At 67.7% G+C, this 19656-nt stretch carries 13 protein-coding genes; 5 read left to right on the forward strand and 8 right to left on the reverse strand.

The window, feature by feature from the left end; all coding sequences use genetic code 11:
- Window positions 1-124 precede the first annotated feature (124 nt).
- The 7 genes from ACIQ1T_RS07700 to ACIQ1T_RS07730 all read right to left on the reverse strand — a co-directional run bounded on the left by ACIQ1T_RS07700 (window position 125) and on the right by ACIQ1T_RS07730 (window position 12067).
- On the reverse strand, window positions 125-3319 hold the full coding sequence (locus ACIQ1T_RS07700) for a discoidin domain-containing protein (protein WP_395943949.1): 3195 nt from the start codon (window positions 3317-3319) through the stop codon (window positions 125-127).
- A 46-nt stretch (window positions 3320-3365) separates the two neighbouring features.
- Complete coding sequence (locus tag ACIQ1T_RS07705; protein WP_395943950.1) at window positions 3366-4181, reverse strand: carbohydrate ABC transporter permease; 816 nt, start codon at window positions 4179-4181, stop codon at window positions 3366-3368.
- A complete protein-coding gene (locus tag ACIQ1T_RS07710) occupies window positions 4178-5125 on the reverse strand; it encodes a carbohydrate ABC transporter permease (RefSeq protein WP_395943951.1) in 948 nt (315 codons plus the stop codon). The genes ACIQ1T_RS07705 and ACIQ1T_RS07710 overlap by 4 nt, the downstream gene beginning before the upstream one ends.
- Window positions 5122-6390, reverse strand: coding sequence for a sugar ABC transporter substrate-binding protein (locus tag ACIQ1T_RS07715; protein ID WP_395943952.1), 1269 nt, complete (start codon window positions 6388-6390; stop codon window positions 5122-5124). Before ACIQ1T_RS07715 ends, ACIQ1T_RS07710 begins: the two co-directional genes overlap by 4 nt.
- Window positions 6387-7871, reverse strand: a complete 1485-nt coding sequence (locus ACIQ1T_RS07720; protein ID WP_395943953.1) for a glucoamylase family protein — start codon at window positions 7869-7871, stop codon at window positions 6387-6389. Before ACIQ1T_RS07720 ends, ACIQ1T_RS07715 begins: the two co-directional genes overlap by 4 nt.
- A 76-nt stretch (window positions 7872-7947) precedes the next feature.
- Window positions 7948-10953 (reverse strand): TonB-dependent receptor domain-containing protein, encoded by a 3006-nt coding sequence (locus tag ACIQ1T_RS07725; protein ID WP_395943954.1) that lies wholly within the window; start codon window positions 10951-10953, stop codon window positions 7948-7950.
- A gap of 49 nt (window positions 10954-11002) precedes the next feature.
- Entirely contained in the window at window positions 11003-12067 is a 1065-nt protein-coding gene (locus ACIQ1T_RS07730; protein WP_395943955.1) for a LacI family DNA-binding transcriptional regulator, read from the reverse strand.
- A gap of 304 nt (window positions 12068-12371) precedes the next feature.
- Between ACIQ1T_RS07730 and ACIQ1T_RS07735 the strand changes: the two genes are divergently transcribed.
- The 3 genes from ACIQ1T_RS07735 (at window position 12372) to ACIQ1T_RS07745 (ending at window position 16538) form a co-directional block, all read left to right on the forward strand.
- Window positions 12372-15011 carry a TSCPD domain-containing protein gene (locus ACIQ1T_RS07735; protein WP_395943956.1) on the forward strand — a complete coding sequence of 880 codons (2640 nt, stop codon included), beginning with the start codon at window positions 12372-12374 and terminating at the stop codon, window positions 15009-15011.
- Between the two features lie 55 nt (window positions 15012-15066).
- Window positions 15067-15561, forward strand: coding sequence for a pentapeptide repeat-containing protein (locus ACIQ1T_RS07740; RefSeq protein WP_395943957.1), 495 nt, complete (start codon window positions 15067-15069; stop codon window positions 15559-15561).
- An 80-nt stretch (window positions 15562-15641) separates the two neighbouring features.
- Window positions 15642-16538, forward strand: a complete 897-nt coding sequence (locus ACIQ1T_RS07745) for a pentapeptide repeat-containing protein (RefSeq protein WP_395943958.1) — start codon at window positions 15642-15644, stop codon at window positions 16536-16538.
- Window positions 16539-16609: 71 nt separating this feature from the next.
- On the opposite strand, the gene aspS is transcribed toward ACIQ1T_RS07745, so the two are convergent.
- On the reverse strand, window positions 16610-18442 hold the full coding sequence (gene aspS, locus ACIQ1T_RS07750) for an aspartate--tRNA ligase (RefSeq protein WP_395943959.1): 1833 nt from the start codon (window positions 18440-18442) through the stop codon (window positions 16610-16612).
- A 146-nt stretch (window positions 18443-18588) separates the two neighbouring features.
- On the opposite strand from aspS, the gene ACIQ1T_RS07755 reads away from it, so the two are divergent.
- The gene (locus ACIQ1T_RS07755) at window positions 18589-18876 is read left to right on the forward strand and encodes a YciI family protein (protein WP_395943960.1); all 288 of its coding nucleotides are present in this window, start codon (window positions 18589-18591) and stop codon (window positions 18874-18876) included.
- A gap of 86 nt (window positions 18877-18962) precedes the next feature.
- Window positions 18963-19652: a chromosomal replication initiator DnaA gene (locus ACIQ1T_RS07760; RefSeq protein WP_395943961.1), complete on the forward strand. Its 690-nt coding sequence runs from the start codon at window positions 18963-18965 to the stop codon at window positions 19650-19652.
- Window positions 19653-19656 lie beyond the last annotated feature (4 nt).

Consider the following 19656-nt stretch of genomic DNA (forward strand, 5'->3'; position numbering starts at 1 on the left):
AGCGTAGCGATCGGTCTTGCGCAAAAGGGTGAGGGTTCGGGCGTGCGAGGTAGCCCACCGGCGGAACCCTCATCCGGCCCTTCGGGCCACCTTCTCCCAACGGGAGAAGGAACATCTTCGGCGATCAGCGCATCTCCACCCGTCTTGCGCTCGTCGGGATCACCAGTTCGTCCCCACTCCACGACGCCGCGCGGCCATCAATCCGCACCCGCCCGGGGCGTTCCTCACCAGCAGCCCATCGCAGCACAAACCCTCCCGGCGGCGTCGCTTCGCCACTCAAGGTCAGGACATAGGCCGCGCCCTGTTTGCGATAGGCGTAGGTCAGCGGTCCGTGGGCCGTGCGCAGGTCGCGCACCCCGACACCCTCTGCCGTATCCAACCAGGCTTTCGGCACGCCCGCCGCCAACACCAGGGCCTGATCCCGCTCGTAGGCGAACAGGTCCAGGGCCGAACGGATATAGTCCGAACTGATCCATGCGTGGGGCATGTCGCCGATGAAACGGGATTCGCGTTTCTCACGCCCCACGACCTCGGCCCAGCCGTTCCAGGCCTCGGGTCGACGGTCGGCCATCAGGAAGTCCAGCACCGCCAGGGCCCGGTCCTTCTGGCCCAGCCGCACATAGGCGCCGACCAGACGCCATTCGTAGGGGGTGTAGTCCTTCCACGCCGTGCGATTGGTCAGCCGGTTCTGGAAGTTTTCCCAATAGCGGTCGAAGGTTCGGTCCATCAGTTCAGGCGGCAGATTGGCCTGTTCCCCCGCCGGAGACAGGGCGATGGTGGTCGAGGTGGCGTCGAAATCGCCCCGGTCCGCCGCGCCGGCGATCCAGTCGATGCCGTGATGCGTCGCCGTAGCCGCGATGGAGGCGCGGATGTCGGCGGCGAACTGATCCCGCGCGGCGGCGTAGCGGGCGGCTGCCTCGGCGTCGCCCAGGGTTTCGGCGATGAAGACCGCGTCCTTGTAGCCCAGCAGGCCCCAGAAATCGTCCCAGTAGGAATAGGCCGCCTTGTCCGAATAGCCCTCGTGGCTGATCGTCGGCGGCAGCAGGCCGTAGAGGTGGCGCTGGTCCGGCGTTTCGAACGCCGCCGTCCGGGTCGAGGCACGCAGTTCGTCCATGTAGGCGATCGCCTTCTGCACCTGGGGCCAGACCTGACGCAGAAGGGCCTCGTCGCGGGTGTAGCGATAGGTCTCGGCGGCCAGGAAGACGAACTCGCCGTGGCTGTCGTTCTCGGGCACCGGGTCGGCGCCGCGCGCATCGACACAGCACGGAACCTTGCCGTTCTCGAACACATAGGGCGCATACCAGCGCAGATAATCGGCCGAGTGTTCGGCCATGCCCAACCGGTTCAGCCCCTCGGCCATCATGGCCCCGTCGCGGATCCAGGAGCGGTTGTAGCTGCGGGTGCCGGGCTGGAGGATCGGTCCCTGACGCGACATCAGCATATGGGCCAGCGAGGATTTCAGCGCGTCCTCGATCCGCTGGGCGGCGGGCGGCAGGGTCAGTTCGACCCGGTCCAGTTTCTCGCGCCATTCGGCCGCCAGATCACGCTCGACCTGATCCAGCAAGGCGACGCCCTGTCGTGGCGTCGGGGCTTCGCCCGCCAGGGGCGACAGGAAGCCGAAACTGCGGGTCTCGCCCGGCTGCAGCGTCACGTCGTAGAGCAGAGCGCCAGCCGGCAGTTCGGTCGCGTCGGACACGGTCATCGGCTGATCCGCCGGTCGCCGCGCCGAGGGCAGGATCAATGATTGAGGATCGGCGCCCGCGTCGAAACCGGCCGCCGCCACCGCATCCGGCGCGGCCAGGGCGTGAACCTGCACCGTCTCGTTCAGCGTCAGGCTGGATCCGTTCCAGCCGATGGTCTTCACCGGGGCCACGCCGCCGGGAATGGCCAGGAACTGCACCGGCCCGTTGACCTGGAACGGGCGCGCCGCCAGGGCCAGGGTCAGGTTGCACGGACGGTCAGACGTGTTGGTCAGGTCGTAGTGCCCCCACAGCCGCGCCTGCTCCGGTGTTCCATCGGCGAAGGCGGTGATCTTCAGCCGCCAGCCGTCGGCGCTCCAGACGACCGAGGGGATGGGCAGGTCGTCGTCCTTCAGCCCCTGTTCGATATTGACGTCGGCCCAGGTGATCAGCCGCCCGTTGTCGACGACGAAGGGTTCGATGCTCGGCCCTGCGCGGCGCAGTTCGATGGCGCCGTCCTCGCCGATCAGGCCGCTCTCCCCGCCCCCATCGACCCCGACCAGGGTCCAGTAGGGCTGTTCCCCGAAGAAGCCGCGCGGATAGAGGCCGCGCCGGTTCTCCTTGGCCACGGCCTCGACGAAGGCCGTGGCGTCCTCGCCGAAGGCCAGGGGTTCGACCTCGATCTCGTTCAGGGCCCAGGTCGTCGCCTGGACCGCGCCCAGCCTCTGGCCCGCGCCGGACGAACCGACCACGTCGGACGATGCAACCGGCGCCAGGGGCTCCAGCCGCAGCCAGCGCGCCGTCGCCTCCGGCGTCCTCAGCCAGTCCACGCCGCCGTTGCCGCCCATGACGGTCGCCAGTTCGCGCCAGTCGCGCCCATCCAGCGAGGCCGAGACGCGATAGTCCGCCGCCGCCCCTCGCTCGCCCCAGCGCAGGGTCAGGCCGCCGAACTCGCGCTCATAGCCCAGGTCCAGGGTCAGGGCCGGCGTCCTGGCCATGGGCGGGGTCCAGGCGGTCTTGGGGTCCAGGTCCACGGCCCGCGCGGCGGTCGATGGGCTCAGACCGTCGCTGGCGACCGGCTGGGGCGGGACCGCCGGATCGACCGGCAGTTCGCGGATCGCCAGCTGGTCGATCTCGATGAAGCCCCGGCCGCCGTCGGCCGCGACCACGACGAACTCGACCCGCTCGGCATGGCGCAGTTCGGTCTCGGGGCTCGGGCCCCAGGCCTTGGACACCTGGCGCCGCTTGATGACGAACCGGGTCCAGCCGTTCGGGAAGTCGTAGCGCGCCGTCTGTTTCCACCAGACGTTCTCGGCCGCCGCATCGGTGAACTTGACCTCGAAGGTGTTGGTCGGCCCCTCGCCGCGCACCCAGAAGCTGATCTCGTAATTGTCGGGCAGGTCGAACGGCAGCGCGCGCGCGGCGAAGGCGTAGCCCGCCTTGCCGTTGAAGTCGTAGCTCAGGCGCACCGCCCGCCCCTCCTGCCCTGCGACCGAGGTCACGGTCGATGAGACGTCGGTCGAGGCGTCGGCCGTCCAGACGGCGGCGTCCTCCATCGCATCCAGCACCCGCGTCTGCTGGGCGAAGGCGGGGGTCGAGATCGCCACGGCGATGGCGAACAGAGAGGCGGCAAGGTGCATGATCGGCCTGTTCCTTGTCGTCGTCCCCGAGGGGGACAGGGGAAGCTCAGCCCTTGACGCTGCCCGCGAGCATGCCGCGGATGTAGTAGCGTTGCAGGGCCAGGAAGAGGATCAGCACCGGGGCCACGGTCACCACCGCCCCCGCCATCATCAGTTCGACATCCTGAACATGCTCGCGCGACAGGGCGGCCAGCGCGACCGGCAGGGTGTAGTTCGACTGGTCCGTCAGGATGATCAGGGGCCACAGGAAGTCGTTCCAGCTGCCCAAGAAGACGAACAGGCCCAGGGTCACAATGATCGGCTGCAGCGTCGGCAGGACCACGCGGCGGAAAATCTGGCCCTCGCTGGCGCCGTCGATCCGGGCGGCCTCCAGCATCTCGTCGGGAATGCTCAGCGCATACTGGCGCACCAGGAACAGACCGAAGATCGAGGCCAGCCACGGCACCAGGGCGCCGGCATAGGTGTTCACCAGCCCCATTCCCTTCAGCATCAGGAACAGCGGCAGGGTGCCGATCTGGGCCGGCACCACCAGGGCGGCGACCAGGAACTGGAACAGGCGCTCGCGCCCAGTGAACCTCAGCTTGGCGAAGGCGTAGCCGGCCGGGACGGTGAAGCTCAGCGCCAGGATCGTCGCCAGTGTCGCCAGGGCGAAACTGTTCCACAGATACCGGCCCATCCCCTGGTTCAGGAACAGGTCGCGATAGTGATCCAGAGTCCAGGTCTTGGGCAGCAGCGGCGGCGGGAAGGTCGCGGCCTCGCCGGTCGACATGAAGCTGACCGACACCATCCAGGCCAGGGGAAACAGGGCTAGCAGGGCGATAACCGCCACCGCCAGATTCAGCAGGATCGCGCGCGCCTTCATTGATAGGCTCCCACGCGCTTCGCCACCGCCAACTGGACCAGGGTGATGGCCAGAATGCACAGGAACAGGACGAAGGCCACGGCGCTGGCGGAGCCCAGGTTCCACCATTTGAAGCCTTCCTCGTACATGAAATACAGAACCGTCACCGTGCTCTGGGCCGGCCCGCCCTGGGTCATCACATAGGGTTCGGCGAACAGCTGGAAGAAGCTGGCGACCGAGATGATCGAGACCAGCAGCAGGGTCGGAGCGATGGCCGGCAGGGTGACGTGCCGGAACTGTTTCCACGGCCCGGCGCCGTCGATGCGGGCGGCCTCGTACAGGTCGTCCGGCACGGTCTGCAGCACGGCCAGGAAGATCAGCATATTGTAGCCGAAGATCTTCCAGACCACGAACATCAGGATGGCGGGGATCGAGGTCGAGGGCTGGCCCAGCCAGTCGACGGCGGGCAGGCCGACGCTCGTTAGACCCCAGTTGATCACGCCGTAGCGGGTGTGCAGCAGATAGCGCCACACCACGGCGGTCGCGACCAGGGTGGTGACATAGGGGGCGAAGAACATCACCCGCCAGATCGGCCGCCACTTCACCACCCGCGCGTTCAGGATCACCGCCGCCGCCAGCGAGGCCGCGATCGACAGGGGCACGCCCAGGACGGCGAAGGTCAGGGTGTTCTTCATCGCTCCCCAGAACAGGGGATTGGTCAGCAGCCGCTCGTAGTTCTGCAGGCCGACGAAGCGCAGATTGTCGAGGTTCGCCAGGGCGTAGATGTCGAAATCGGTCAGGCTGAGCAGCAGGGCCGCGATCACCGGCAGGGCGAAGAACAGGCCGATGGCGATCATGGCCGGGGCGACGAAGCCCCATGCTGCGTATTTCTGGGCGGCGCGCTCGCGGGCGCCGGGACCGCGCGACGGCTTCACCCGCGCGAGAGTGGGATCGGCGACGGTCATACGGCCCTGCCCTGTTCCAACATCCAGCGGCGCTTCTCCAGCAGACGGTCGGCGCGGCGGTCGATCTCGGCGGCGGCGGCCTCCGGCGTATATTCGCCGCGCACCATCCGTTCGGCGACGATCTGCATCTCGGTGACGATCCGCTCCCATTCGGGCACCTTCGGCACCGCCCTGGCCCGCTCCAGCTGCCCCTTGAACGGCGCCATCATCGGGTCGCGCTCGACCTGGGCCAGGCCCCAGGCGCTCTGGCGCGCCGGCAGGTCGCCGACGATGGTGTTGAACCGGGCCTGCACCTGCGGCTCGGACAGATAGCGGACCAGGGCCCAGGCCGCGTCCTGATGCCGGGATGAGGAGAAGACGGCCAGGCTGGACCCGCCCGGCGCCGATGCGCCCGGCCCCTTAGGCCCCGGCACCCCGGCCGTGGCCCAGTGCGGCTGGAACGACGCCGGAAGACGCTCGCGAAAGTCGCCGACGCTCCACGGGCCGGAGAAATAGAAGCTGAAACAGCCGCGCGCGAACTCGGTCCAGACGTTGGAGATCTGTGTCGCCGAGGCCATCGGCGCTAGGCCCTCGTCGAACAGGCTCTTGTAGAAGGCCAGGGCCGCGACGAAGCCGGGACTAGAGAAATTGCCGCGGGTGTCCCGGTCGCGCAGCAGGGGCTCGTCGATCTGAAGCCCGAAGGTCAGCAACTGCTCGAACTCGTTGAGCGGCAGCAGGATGGCGAAATTGCCCTCGCCCGCCACGCGCTTGATCCCGTGCATGGCCCGCTTCCATTCGGCCCAGTCGCGCGGCGGCACCCCGAACCCGGCCCGGGCCAGCAGATCCTTGCGATAGAACAGCAGGCGGGTGTCGACATACCAGGGCGTGGTCATGGCCCGGCCGGCGATCTCGTTCGTCTCCAGCACCGCCGGGAACTGGTCGGTCAGCAGGTTGGCCGCCTCGGGCGGGGTCGGCGACAGGGCGCCGATGGCCGTCAGTTCCGCCACCCAGGTATTGCCGATCTGGCTGACGTCCGGCAGCGAGGCCCCGGCATAGGCGGTCAGCAGCTTCTCGTGCGCCGCCGTCCACGGCAGGGGCTGGACCTCGACCCGGACGCCGGGATTGCGGCGCTCGAACTCGGGCATCAGCTGGCCCACCGTCCCGCCTTCATTGCCCATGGCCCAGAAGCGCAGCACCGTCTCGCCGTCTCGGCGCGGCGTGCAGGCCGCGGCCGCGCCGCCCGCCAGCAGGGCCAGGGCTCCCCGTCTGTGGGGGGCTGAACTCATGCGCTGAGCCAGCCGCCGGTGAAGCCGGTCATTTCCAGCGCCTTGCGAATGTTGGGCTCTCCCCGCATGTAGCGCCAGATGAAGTCCGAGCGGTGGTTCTCGGTCATGCCGACGATCGGCCCCTGGTCGATGCCCAGATAGTCGCCGTCGACCCAGCCCACGCCCTCGACGATCTTGCCGTGCTGCAACGGACCGTCGCGCATCGTCAGGGTCGGGTTGAAGCTGTCGAGGAAGCCCCACTCGGTATAGATCCCCGCCCCGAACCGGCTCTTCATCGCCTTGACGCAGGGCACGACGATCTCGGGCGCGAAGGCGATGGAACTGGCCGCCGCCGTCGGCGCGATGGTGCCGTCGTCGCGCTCGCCCGGACCGCGCGCCGAATAGCTGAAGAACTCCCGCTCCACGCCCGCGATGGTCTGTGTGAAATCGCCCGGCCCGTCGCAGGCCGTCAGGCCCCAGGTCTCGGACGAATAGCCGACCCACTGTTTGGGATTGTCGTGGGCGTATTTCTGCTGGGCGTACACCGCGCGGCGACTGTTCTCGAAATAGTCGAGATACTCGCCCAGTTGCGCCGTCTGGCCGCGCATCCAGGCGTCCTGGATGCCGCGGAAATCGATGAACATGTGGCTGTACTGATGGCCGAAGATCGGCGCGAAATTCAGGTGCCAGCTGCCCCACTGGTCGGTCCAGCTCTCGCTGTAGCTGGCGGCCCACTCGTGCCAGACATTGACCGAGACCGGATGGGTCGGGCTGCCTATGGCCAGCAGCAGGACCAGCATGCCCTCGTTGTAGACGTGCCAGTCCGAGGGAATGAAGCCGGTCTCCGGGTGCCAGCCCATGGTGATCCGGTTGTCGCGCACCACAGCCCAGTCCCATTCGATCCGCTCGTAGAGGGCCTGGACCCGGCTGCGGATCTCGACCTCGTCCGCGTGATCGCCGTCGAAATAGCGGGCGGCGAACAGCATGCCGCCCATCAGCAGGGCGGTGTCGACGGTGGACAGCTCGTTCTGCGCGAACCGCAGACCGGTCTCCATGTCGAGGAAATGATAGAAGAATCCCTTGTGGCCCGCCGTGCCGGTCGCCTCGGGTCCCTGGGGCAGGCTGTTGAAATAGCGGACGGTGGTGAGGGTGCGCTCGCGCGCCTCGGCGCGGCTCATCCAGCGGCGCTCGACGCCGATCGGCCAGCAACTCAGGGCGAAACCGACCGCCGCCACAGAACAGAAGGACGGCGTAGGCCAGCGGTCAGGCGTTAGACCCGTGCGCCGGTCGGTCACCTTCTCGAACCAGCGGAAGGTGCGTTCCTGAAGCTCGTTGATCTCGCGGTCCAGCCGCAGCGGCCGCCGCTCCGTGCCGTTCACCGCGCCCGTCCCCTGCTGCGCCGCAGCCGCCTGCCGCGCCTCTTGCGCCACGGCCATCCCCGGCAGGACCGCCAGCGCCGCAGCGCCGGTCGTGGTTCGCATAAGGAAGTTTCGACGGTTCATGGGCACGCTCACTGGGACTGTATCGAAAAGAAAGGCCGTCTCCCGCACAAGCGAGAGACGGCCCAGGCTCAGGTCTTCAGAAGGAGTAGCGGGCGCCGAACTGGAAGGTCCGGGTCGGGAACAGCACGGTGCTGGGGTTCCCGAAGTTGGGCGAAGTCGCCGAACCCTCGTAGCCGCTGTAGTTCTTGAAATCGAAAATGTTGATCGCATCCACGAACAACTGGATCTCGCTGCCTTCGGTGATCGCGAAATTCTTCGTCAGACGCAGGTCGAGATTGCGATAGGCGAAGGCGTTCGGGATGAAGAAGTTCTCCTTGTCCGGACGGCCGGCATAGGGACGGAAGTAGAAGGTCGAGCCCGTGCCGTCGAAGACATTGTAGGGCGTTCCGGAGCCTAGCGTCAGGATGCCGGACAGCTGGAAATCGAATGGCAGGTCCACGATGCCGTTGGCCACGATACGGTGACGTTCGTCGTCGGCGGAAGACCGCTTGGGGGAATCCTCAACCGAGAAACAGTCGAAGCAGAAGTTGTCGTTGCCGCCATTCTGTTCGGACTTGGATAAGGTGTAGGCGATATTCAGACCCCAGCCCGAATCCCGCGTGTAGCCCTTGTCCAGCTTGACGTAGAGGGCGGTGAACTCGCGCTCCTTGTTATGGTCGGACACCAGATAGTTCGAATAGGGATTGGAGCCGCTGGGGGCACAGTTGCCGCCGTTGTCGCCGAACCCGTTCCCGTCGTTGCCGTAGCTCGGCTCGCGGCATCGCGTCAGGGCTTGCCAGGTGAACTCGTTCTCGGTCTTGCCGTAGGCGAGGGTGAATTCGGTCTGCCAGGCGCCGAGGCGCTGGCGGACGCCGAGGTTGAACTGATCGGTGCGCGGCGGTTCGAAATCATTCTTCAGCAGGAAGGCCTGGCCTCGCGCCGGCACGTTCTCGAGCAGGGCGTCCAGTCCGGCGGTGGTCAAATAGGCCGGATCCCACAGGAACGGATTGTTAGGTCCCCCGTCCACCACGCCCGGCGCACCGCCGGTCGTGGAGAAGAAGACGTTCTGGGTGAAGTCGAACGGCTTGGCGATCTCGTCGAAGGCGAAGTTGAACTGTACGCGGTCATAGTAGCGGCCGGCGCCGCCGAACAGTACCGTCGAGCGGTCGCCGAAGACGTCATAGGAGAAGCCGATACGCGGCTGGAAAGCGTCCTTGAAAGGCTCGCGATCGCCGTCTGCGATATAGTCATCGATGTTGAACCAACTGGGCGCATAGCCGGCCGGCTTGCCGCCGTCGGTCGAGGCGATCCACTGGTTGAGCCCGTCGATGACCGACTGAGGCGTCACATAGTCGGCGTTGCTGGCGTTATCCTCGTAATCCCAACGCAGGCCGAGGTTCAGTTCCAGCTTGTCGGTGATCTGCCAGTCGTCCTGGATGTACAGGCCATAGACCTTGTTGGTCAGGTCGACAGTCGGGAATTCGTTGCCCAGTTCAACCCGATAGGGGATGTCGGCGTCGCCGCTGGCCCCGCCGTTTAGGTCATAGAAGAACTGCGGATTGCGCCCGAACTCCTTGTCGACCGTATAGTTCTGGTTCGAGAATTTGACCCCCATCTTGATGGTGTGGAAGCCACGGAACTCAATGTCGGTGAAGGTCAGGTCGTTGCGGACCGTCAGGGCCTCGTCGGTGATGTCCTGACGCGTATTGGCTCCGCCCAGATTGGCGATCGCCACGCCGCCGAAGGGCTCGTAGCCGTTCTCAAAGATCCGATAGCTGGCGCCGGCCTGGTCGAAATTCACGGCCGTCGGATTGTAATTGTAGTTGCGATAGTCGACCGCGAACTCGTTCAGGAAGCCCTGCCCCTGCCACTGGTAGCGCAGGTTGGCGCTCTTTGTGGTTTGTTGCAGGCCGGAGGCCCTGTCGACCGTATTGGCGCCGCCGACGCCCGTCACGTCAGCCTCATCACGGTAAGTGACGCTGAGGTCGATCAGGTGGCCTTCGGCTGGCTGGAAGCTCAATTTGCCGAAATAGAGGTCTTCCTCAAACGGCGTGCCAAAGGTGCCGATATAGTCTCCGAACTGGGCGACATAGACAGGGTCCTGGCGGCCGAGGTTCACGGCGGCGGCGCGTGTTTCTTCCTTGCGCTCGTAGGAGCCGAAGAAGTGCAGCCGATCCTGAATGATCGGCCCGCCCAAGGCGGCGCCATATTGCTTGACCTCGAGATTCGGTTTCTCGTCGCCCCGACGCTCCGAGAAGATGTCCTGGGTCACCATGCTCTGGTCGCGATAGGTGCCGAAGATCTCGCCGTGGAATTCGTTGGTGCCGGACCGGGTGACGGCGGTGATGATGGCGGACGAAGCCTGTTCGTACTCGGCCTTGAAGTTCTGGCTGACGACGCGGAACTCCTGCACCGCCGCCTGCGGGAACGGGTTACCCCGACTGTCATCCTGCCCGGCGATGCCGCCGCCGATGACGTTGGATTTCAGGCTGGCGCCGTCGATGAAGGCGTTGACCGATTCCGCGCGCTGACCGCCGGCTGTGATCGTCTGCTCTGTCTCGGACTGTGACAGCCGCACCCCCGGCGCCAATGCAGCGAAGTTCAGGAAGTTGCGGTTGATCTGCGGCAGCGTCTGGATCTGCTGGGTGGTGACGTTGGTGGCGTTCTCAGGGGTGCGCACCTCGGCCAGACGGCGGCCGACGACGACCACGTCGCCCAGTTCCGCCGTGCTTTCTCCACCGGCAGCCGCTTCCGTCGGCGCGCCGACGGTCAGGTCGAGGCTGCCCACCTGGCCCACGCCTATCGAGACCGTGTCGCTGGCGGTGTCGCCATCGGCGGTGGTCACGGTCACCTCATAGGTGCCAGGCCGCAGGCCGGACAGGGTGTAGCCGCCCTGAGCATTGACGGTGGCGCGGTTGGTGAAGCCCGAATTGACGTCGCGGGCGACGACCGTGGCCCCGGCCTCGACCTGGGTTCCATCGGTGACGCTGCCGCGAATAGTCGAGGTCGCGACCTGCGCCGTCGCCGTCCCCGCGATGGCGGTCGTGATGGCGAAGGCCGATACGGCCGCAAGGGCCGCGCTACGCGTATTGAACTTGATCATCCTGGTTTCCCCTCCTGATGGGCCCGATCCACAACGGCAACGCTGCTGTTCAATCGGGGTTCAACCCGGCGGTTGAAGCCGCCGCGGTGGATTGTCGCGCGACCAGGAGCGGTCGAACGATTTCGCAAGCGGTGTCCGGGTCGGCGCCTGAGCCGGTCCGGGCCAGGCCGATGAGGCGTTCGACGCCCCTGCGGCCCATTTCCGCGATATTCACTCTCAGCGTCGTCAGCGCGGGCCGCATCAGGGCGGCGATCGGCACGTCGTCGAACCCGACCACGGCGATGTCCTCGGGGCAGCGCACGCCGGCTTCCTGGAAGGCCAGCAGGGCGCCGACGGCCATCATGTCGTTGGCGGCGAAGACGGCGTCGGGCCGCTCGGTCAGCGCCAGCAGCGCGGTCGCCGCGCGATGGCCCGAGGCCTGGGAGAAGTCGCCCTGCACAATGATCGGATCCTGATCGACCAGGGCGCTGGCGTAGCCCTCGGCGCGGACTTCCGCCTCCAGATTGCCTTGTGCGCCCCGGATGTGGGCGATGCGGCGCCGGCCGGTAGCGATCAGATGTTCGACGGCCGTCACGGCGCCGCCGTGGTTGTCGATGGAAATGGAAGGCCGCCCGGTCTCATCCACGCCGCCGTTCATCAGCACCACCGGCGTGCGGCCCGCGACGTCGGCGGCCAGATTGGCGGCGCGTACGTGGGGCGACAGGACGATCATCCCGTCCACCCGTCCGCGCATCGAACGCAGGGCCGCCAGGGTCTCCTCGGTGTCGCCGTGCGAACTGGAAACGATCAGATGCTTGCCGTGGGCGCGGGCGGCCAGATCCATGCCGCGGATCAGTTCGGAAAAGAACTCGCCGAACAGGTCGGGCAGGATGACGCCGATGGTGTCGGTGCGGCTGGTCGACAGGCTGCGGGCGCCGACGTGGGGCACGTATCGGAGGTGTTCGACGGCGTCCAGCACCCGCTGGCGGGTGGTTTCGGTAATGGCGTCGGAGCCGTTCAGCACACGGGACACCGAGGCCACGGACACCTGGGCGCGCTCCGCGACATCGCGGATCGTGGCGGCCTTGGCGGCCAGCACACGTCCGTTCGCGGCAGATGGCGCGGCGATGTCCAATCCGTTTCCTCACTGAGCGTCATCGTGCCGGCCCACTTATCGAAGGTCCGTCGATTAAATAATGTAATCGGTTACATGACACAGGAGTAATGTCAGTCGCAAGCGGCACAATGTCGCTTTGTGTCGATTTCCAGCCGCTCTCGCGGCGGCGATTTTGCAGCGACCACGAGGTTTTCGGCTGGGTACGGACCAAGCCGTCGGAAAATCCCACAAAGGGATTCAGCCGTTGATAACTACCACATCTAGTGGCGCATCGCCCCATCAGGCCCTAATGTAGTCGACAGCATTCGGGGAGACGCCGTCCATGCGCTTTCAATCCGGCTTCGTCGCCCGCGCCGAAAAGGTCGCGATGGAGATCCGCGCCGTCGAGCGCGCCGACACGGTCCAGGACGTTCTGGCGCCGGCCGGATGGTCCGACCCGCAGATCGAGGCCTGGCTGGACTGGAGCGAATCGCAGGTCCCCGCCCCGCTTCTCACCGGCGACTGGCTGAACGGCGGCGTCGACGCCTGGGCCGACGGTCTGGCCGCCAGGGGCCTGAGCGCCGGCGTCTTCGCCGACCGGGCGGAGGCCGCCGCCTTCGCCGCCGAACTGGCGGCCACGATCCTTCTGGGACTGGCCGCGCCCGTGGGGCGGGCCGCCGCACAGCCCGCCGAAATCGTCGACCTGTCCGATCCCGCCGCCGCGATCCGGTTGGCCGAGCATCGGGCTGATCGCGCCACCGCGCGCCTGGCGCTCCAGTCGGCCGAGACCCTGGCTGACGCCCTGTGCGCCGTCGCCGACGCCGTGGACCGGTGCGAGGGACCACGCGGCGACTGCGGCGACCCCTCGCGCAATCCAGCCCTCGGCCGGGTCGCCGCCACCGCCCGCCGTCGCGGCGCGACCGATGCGGACATCCTGCGCGCCATTGACGGCGAACGCCCGACCCTGGCCCTGCGCCCGTTCCAAGAAGGCGCGCCCCTGATCGCCCTGGCGAACCGGACCCAGGTCGCCGCCGGCGCGCCCGAGGCCCTGCTGGCCGCAGAAGCCATGCTGGACGGCGGCCTGATCCTGACCTTCCACCCCCGCGACGCCGACATAATGGCCGAACCCGCCGCCGGCCGCGCCATGCTGAACCTCGGCGCCGTCGCGGGTCTTTCCGCCGATCTGGAGGTCCTGCCGGACCTTGTCCGGCTGTGGGCCGTGGCCCTGGATCTGCAGACCGCCGGCGAATCCTCGATCGCCCTGGGGCTCGACGGGCTTCTTACCGCCCTGGCCCTGTCAGGCGGCGACCTGGCGGTCCGCGCCGAGGCCGTCGCGGGTCTCGTGGCGACCACGGCGGCCGAGACCTCGGTCGAACTGGCGCGCCTGCGCGGCCCCTGCGTCGAATGGGACGGCGTAAAGAGCGAGGCCGCCGACGCGCACAGGGCGCGGCTGGCGCGGCTGAAAGCCAATACCGACCCTCTGGCCGCCGTCGCGGCCCGAACGACCGGCAAGCCCGCCCCGCGTCGTCACGCCGCCATCGGCCTGTTCGTCGATGACGTCGACGCCCGGCTCCGACTGGGCCTGGGCTCGGCCTCTGCGGTCGATATCTTCCAGACCGCCGACGGCGAGATCGGTCGCCGCCTCGCTCCCGCTCTGGCGACCGCCCTGGCTCGGGCCGACGGAGACCTCGAGGCCGCCGAACGCCACCTGTTCGGGCGCCGAACCCTGGTCGAGGCGCCCGGAGTCGATCATGCCGCCCTGCGCGCCCTCGGTTTCACCGACATCGAACTGGCCGCCGTCGAGCAAGCCTTGGCCTGGGCCGACGGGTTCGACGCCGTCTTCGCCGCGCCGGTGCTCGACCCCGGCTTCATCCGCGACGTCCTGGGCCTGGAGGACGGAGACGGCCCTCTGCTGAACCTGCTGGGCGTGCCGGAGGAAGCCGAGGCCGCCGCAGCCTTATGGGTGTTCGGCCATGGCGACCTGAGCGGTTGGGGCGATGCGCCCGAAACGGTTTCCGCCCTGCTGGCCGATCCGACCGGTGTCGAGGCCGGGTTGCGCCGCATGATCGAGCCCTTCAGCGACTCGGCCGATACGGCGATGGAGATGCTGGACTGGCGCGCCACGACCGCCCAGGCCGCCCGCCGCCTGAGCCAGGTCGCCGCAGAAGGGCGCCGCGCCGTTCGCCTATGTCGCGCCGCTCCGCCGTCCGGTCCGCTGCTGACCCTGCCGACGGCTGAACCCGCGCCGCGCTTCGAGGCGCCCCGCCCCACCCCCGTCGCGGCCCCGCCGACTGAACGTGTCGTGGAGCGGGTGGTCGAGCGCCAGCGCGCGCGCCGCAAACTGCCCGACCGTCGCAAGGGCTATATCCAGAAGGCGGCCGTCGGCGGCCACAAGGTCTATATCCACACCGGCGAATACGAAGACGGCGAGCTCGGCGAGATCTTCATCGACATGCACAAGGAAGGCGCCGCCTTCCGCAGTCTCATGAACAATTTCGCCATCGCCATCTCCATCGGCCTGCAATACGGCGTGCCGCTGGATGAGTTCGTGGACGCCTTCGTCTTCACCCGGTTCGAGCCGGCGGGCCGCGTCACCGGCAATGACTCGATCAAGTCGGCGACCTCGATCCTCGACTACATCTTCCGCGAACTGGGCGTGTCCTATCTGGACCGCGCCGAACTGGCCAACGCCGACGCCGAACATCCCAATCCCGACGATCTGGGCGACGGGAAGCACGACGAGGGCGAGGCCGTGCCCGCCGCCCGCTTCATCTCCAAGGGGTTCGCGCGGGGATCCGCCCCCGACAATCTGGTGGTCCTGCCCTTCGGCAAGAAGGCCGAGCCGGAGCCCAAGGTCGTCGCCAACACCGAGGCGGTCGCCTGCCCTTCCTGCGGCGACTTCAGCCTGCAGCAGCGGGGGGCCGCCTGGGTCTGCGACACCTGCGGGGCGGCTCCGGCCATGCAGGGCGGCGATCAGGGCTAAGTTAACGGCTAGGCTCTAGGCTGTGCCGATGCGACGCCTTCGCCGGAGCGACCCCATGTCCCGTCTGACCGCCCTTGTTCTCACCGCCGCCGCCCTGCTGACGGCCGCCACGCCCGCTCTGGCCCAGAACGCGAGCCAGATCGCCAGCGTGAAACGCGGCGCCTCATGCTCCGGCTGCAACCTGTTCCAGGGCGACTTCTCGGGACTGGAGCGCGACGGACTGAACCTGTCAGGCGCGCGCCTGCGCCAGGCGGACCTCAGCCTCAGCGTCATGAACCGCACGCGGCTTTCCAACACCGACATGCGCGACGTCGAGGCCTATGGCGCCGTCCTGTCGGGGTCGAACTTCTCGGGCGCCAATCTGACCAACGCCAGTTTCGTCGGCGCCTATCTGCGCGGCGCCAACTTCTCGCGCGCCAATCTGTCGGGGGTCAACTTCTCCGGCGCCGACCTGTCGCGGGCGACCGGACTGAGCACGGGACAGCTGGCCCAGGCCTGCGGCGACGGCTCGACGATCCTGTCCGGGGGACTACGTATCCGGGCCTGCTGATCCCGGTTACCTTGCGACAAGTTCATGAAGTTACCTCGATTTAAGTAGGCCCCACGGGCGTTTCGGGGCATTCAGACTGCGTGAAACAGATCGCTCGCCATACACCATTCTCTCTGAAGACCGCCCTGGTTGCGGCGGCGGGAATTCTCCTCGCCACTCCGGCCCTGGCCGGAGTCGAGATGACCGTTCAGGACCGCGACGTGTCCCGGTCGGTGTCGCTGGGCGGGTCCTGCAACCGCTGCGAACTGTCGGGCCGCAACCTGTCGGGCGCGACCTTCACCGGCGCCAGCTTCATGAACGCCACCCTGGTCGGCGCCAATCTGCGCGGCGCCGAGATGGTCGGCTCCAACTTCTCCGGCAGCGACTTCAGCCGCGCCAATCTGTCGGGCGTCGAGATCGTCGGCGCCAACTTCACCTCGGCCAACTTCACCGGCGCGGTCCTGACCGGGGCCGAGGCCCAGGGCTCGTCCTTCGTCCGGGCCAATCTGTCGCGGACCAACCTGTCCAGCGCGGAGTTGCACGGAGTCAACTTCAACGGCGCGACCCTGGCCGGCGCGGACTTTTCCAGCAGCGAACTGTTCGGGGCCACCCTGGCGAACGTCCATGCCCCGGGCGCCAACTTCTCGAACGCCGAGATCAACGCCTCCAACCTGTCGGGCGGCGATTTCTCCGGGGCCAGCTTCCGCGACGCCAGTCTGGACAGCGCTCGCCTGACCGGCGGAACCTTCAGCCGCGCCGACTTCTCCGACGCCTCGCTGCGTCGCACCGACATTCGCGGCGCCGATCTGTCCGGCGCGCGCGGCCTGACCCAGGATCAGATCAGCGAGGCCTGCGGCGACGGCTCGACCCGCCTGCCCGGCCGGCTGACGGCCCAGGCCTGTCGCGGGACCATCCGGGTGATCCGCACCCCGCCCGCGCCCCCGGCGCCGCCCGTCCCGCCCCGGGTGCGGAACTTCATCTCGGTCGCCGAGAACTGAGCAGCAAAAAGGGGACGCCGAGGCGTCCCCTTCTTCGTTTCGGCGCTGCTGCTCCGATCAGACCTTGCCCATCAAACCTTGATCGGAACGGCGGTGCGGATGTGGACGTCCTTCAGCTGACGCTCCTCGGCCTCGGTCGGGGCGTTCATCAGCAGATCCTCGCCCTGCTGGTTCAGCGGGAAGGCGATGACCTCGCGGATGGCCGTCTCGCCGGCCAGCAGCATGACGATCCGGTCGATGCCGGGGGCCAGACCGCCGTGCGGCGGGGCGCCGAAGCGGAAGGCGTTCAGCATGCCGCCGAACTGTTCCTCGACCACCGAGGCGTCGTAGCCGGCGATCTCGAAGGCCTTCAGCATGATCTCGGCCTTGTGGTTCCGGATCGCGCCGGAGCACAGCTCGTAGCCGTTGCAGACGATGTCGTACTGATAGGCGCGGATGGTCAGCGGATCCTGGCTCTCCAGGGCCTCCAGACCGCCCTGCGGCATCGAGAAGGGGTTGTGCGAGAAGTCGACCTTCTTCTCTTCCTCGGACCATTCGAACATCGGGAAGTCGACGATCCAGCAGAATTTGAACTGGTCCTCGTCGACCAGCTTCAGCTCCGTGCCGACGCGGGTGCGGGCCAGGCCGGCGAACTTGGCGAAGACGGCCGGGTCGCCGGCGGTGAAGAAGGCGGCGTCGCCCTGGCCCAGGCCCAGCGACGACATCAGGGCCTCGGTCGGCTCCTGCCCCAGGTTCTTGGCGATCGGGCCGCCCCAGGCGCCCTGGTCGTCCGACCAGAAGATATAGCCCAGTCCCGGCTGGCCTTCGCCCTGCGCCCAGGAGTTCATGCGGTCGCAGAAGGCGCGCGAGCCGCCGGTCGGCGCCGGGATGGACCAGACGGCGTTCTTGGCGTCCGCGCCCAGGATCTTGGCGAACAGGCCGAAGCCGCCGTCGCGGAAGTGGTCGGAGACGACCTGCATCTTGATCGGGTTGCGCAGGTCCGGCTTGTCCGAACCGTACCAGGCCATCGACTGGGCGTAGGTCAGGCGCTCGAAGCCCTTGTGCTCGAAGGTCTCGCCGAAGTCGTTGGTGAAGACATGGGCGCCGTCGATGGACGAGACCGGCTTGCCCTCGCCGAACTCCTCGAACACGCCGTGCATCAGCGGCTCGATGGCGGCGAAGACGTCTTCCTGGGTGACGAAGCTCATCTCGACGTCGAGCTGGTAGAATTCCAGCGAACGGTCGGCGCGCAGGTCCTCATCGCGGAAGCAGGGCGCGATCTGGAAATAGCGATCAAAGCCCGAGACCATCAGCAACTGCTTGAACTGCTGCGGCGCCTGCGGCAGGGCGTAGAACTTGCCGGGGTGCAGACGCGACGGCACCAGGAAGTCGCGCGCCCCTTCCGGCGACGAGGCCGTCAGGATCGGGGTCTGATATTCGAGGAAGCCTTGACCGACCATGCGCTGGCGGATCGAGGAGATGACCTTCGAACGCAGCACGATGTTCTTGTGCAGACGCTCGCGGCGCAGATCGAGGAAGCGGTTCGCCAGACGAATGTCCTCCGGATACTCCTGCTCGCCGAAGACCGGCATCGGCAGTTCGGCGGCTTCCGACAGGACCTCGACGCCCTGGACACGGACTTCGATCTCGCCGGTCGGCAGGTTGGGGTTCACCACCGAGGCGTCACGGGCCACGACCTCGCCGTCGACCTTGATCACGCTTTCGGCGCGCAGACGTTCGACAGCGGCGAAGCCCGGGGTCTCCGGGTGAAGCACCAGCTGGGTCAGGCCGTAGTGGTCGCGCAGGTCGATGAACAGCAGCCCGCCGTGATCGCGCTTGCGGTGCACCCAGCCGGACAGGCGGACGGCGGAACCGGCGTCGGAGGCGCGCAGGGCGCCGCAGGTATGGGAGCGGTAGGCGTGCATGAGAATCGTCTGGACTGGGCCGCGCGCGCGGCGAAATCGGAAGCGGCGTAGGGCGCATCATCGCCCCCGAAAGTCAAGGTTTCGGGCGTTGCAAAGCCCGACCCGACACGCGATATCCGACGGACCAAACTCAAAAAGGCCGCCCCATGTTCGTCGTCACCATCACCTACACTCAGCCCATCGAGGCCATCGAGGAGAAGACCGCCGAACACCGCGCCTGGCTGGACCTGCATGTCGCCAGCGGTCTGATCATCGCCGCCGGTCCAATGGTCCCGCGCACCGGCGGCATCCTGATCGTGCGTAGCGGCGGCACGAAGGAAGAGCTGGAGGCCCTGCTGAAAGCCGACCCGTTCCAGGTCCACGGCCTGGCCGACTACAAGGTCACCGAGTTCAAGGCGGGCAAGCTGAACCCCGCCCTGGCCGAATTCGCCTGATTTCATCCACAGGGCGGGACTTCCCTCCCCGCTACCAACAGGGTCGGCCCGACGCGGTTAACCCTCGCCTCTGCTATGAGGGCCTCATGCCCGCGCAGAGCGCCCTGATCCGACCGACCGCCGAACAGCTGCGTCTGCCGCTGGAGCGCGCCCTCGTGGGCGAGGCCTTCGTCACGTCGGACAGCAACGCGGAGGCCGTGCGCGTCCTGGCCCGCTGGCCGGACGGCGCCGGCTCGGTGCTGGCGCTGCACGGGCCCGCCGGGTCGGGCAAGAGCCGCCTCGCCGCCGACTGGGCCGAACGGGTCGGCGCCGTGCCGCTGAACGGCGTGGAGGCCGCCCTTGTCGATCCGCTGGAGCTCGAGGGCCGCCCGGTCCTGCTGGACCGCGCGCCCGACGCGGATGACGAAAGCCTGTTCCACCTGATCAACCTGGCCAACGCCGGCGGCGGCGCCCTGCTGCTGGTGTCGCGGTCCGCACCACGTTGCTGGTCCGTATCTCTGCCCGACCTGCGTTCACGTCTGGACGCCCTGCGCGCCGTGGCGATCGAGGCGCCGGACGACGCCGTCCTGTCGGCCATACTGCGCGCCCGGTTCGCGGAACGCAGCATCACTCCGTCCGAGGAGGTGATCGACTATCTGGTGCGCCGCCTTGACCGATCCGCCGACACGGCCGCCGCTGTGGTCGAACGGCTGGACGCCCTGCACCGGCCGGTCACCCGCGTCCTGGCCCGCCAGGCTCTGGACGAGATGCACGCCGCGCTCGAGGTCGACGGCTAGGCCG

The organism is Brevundimonas sp. (assembly GCF_044336875.1).
In the GTDB taxonomy this organism is placed as follows: Bacteria; Pseudomonadota; Alphaproteobacteria; order Caulobacterales; family Caulobacteraceae; genus Brevundimonas.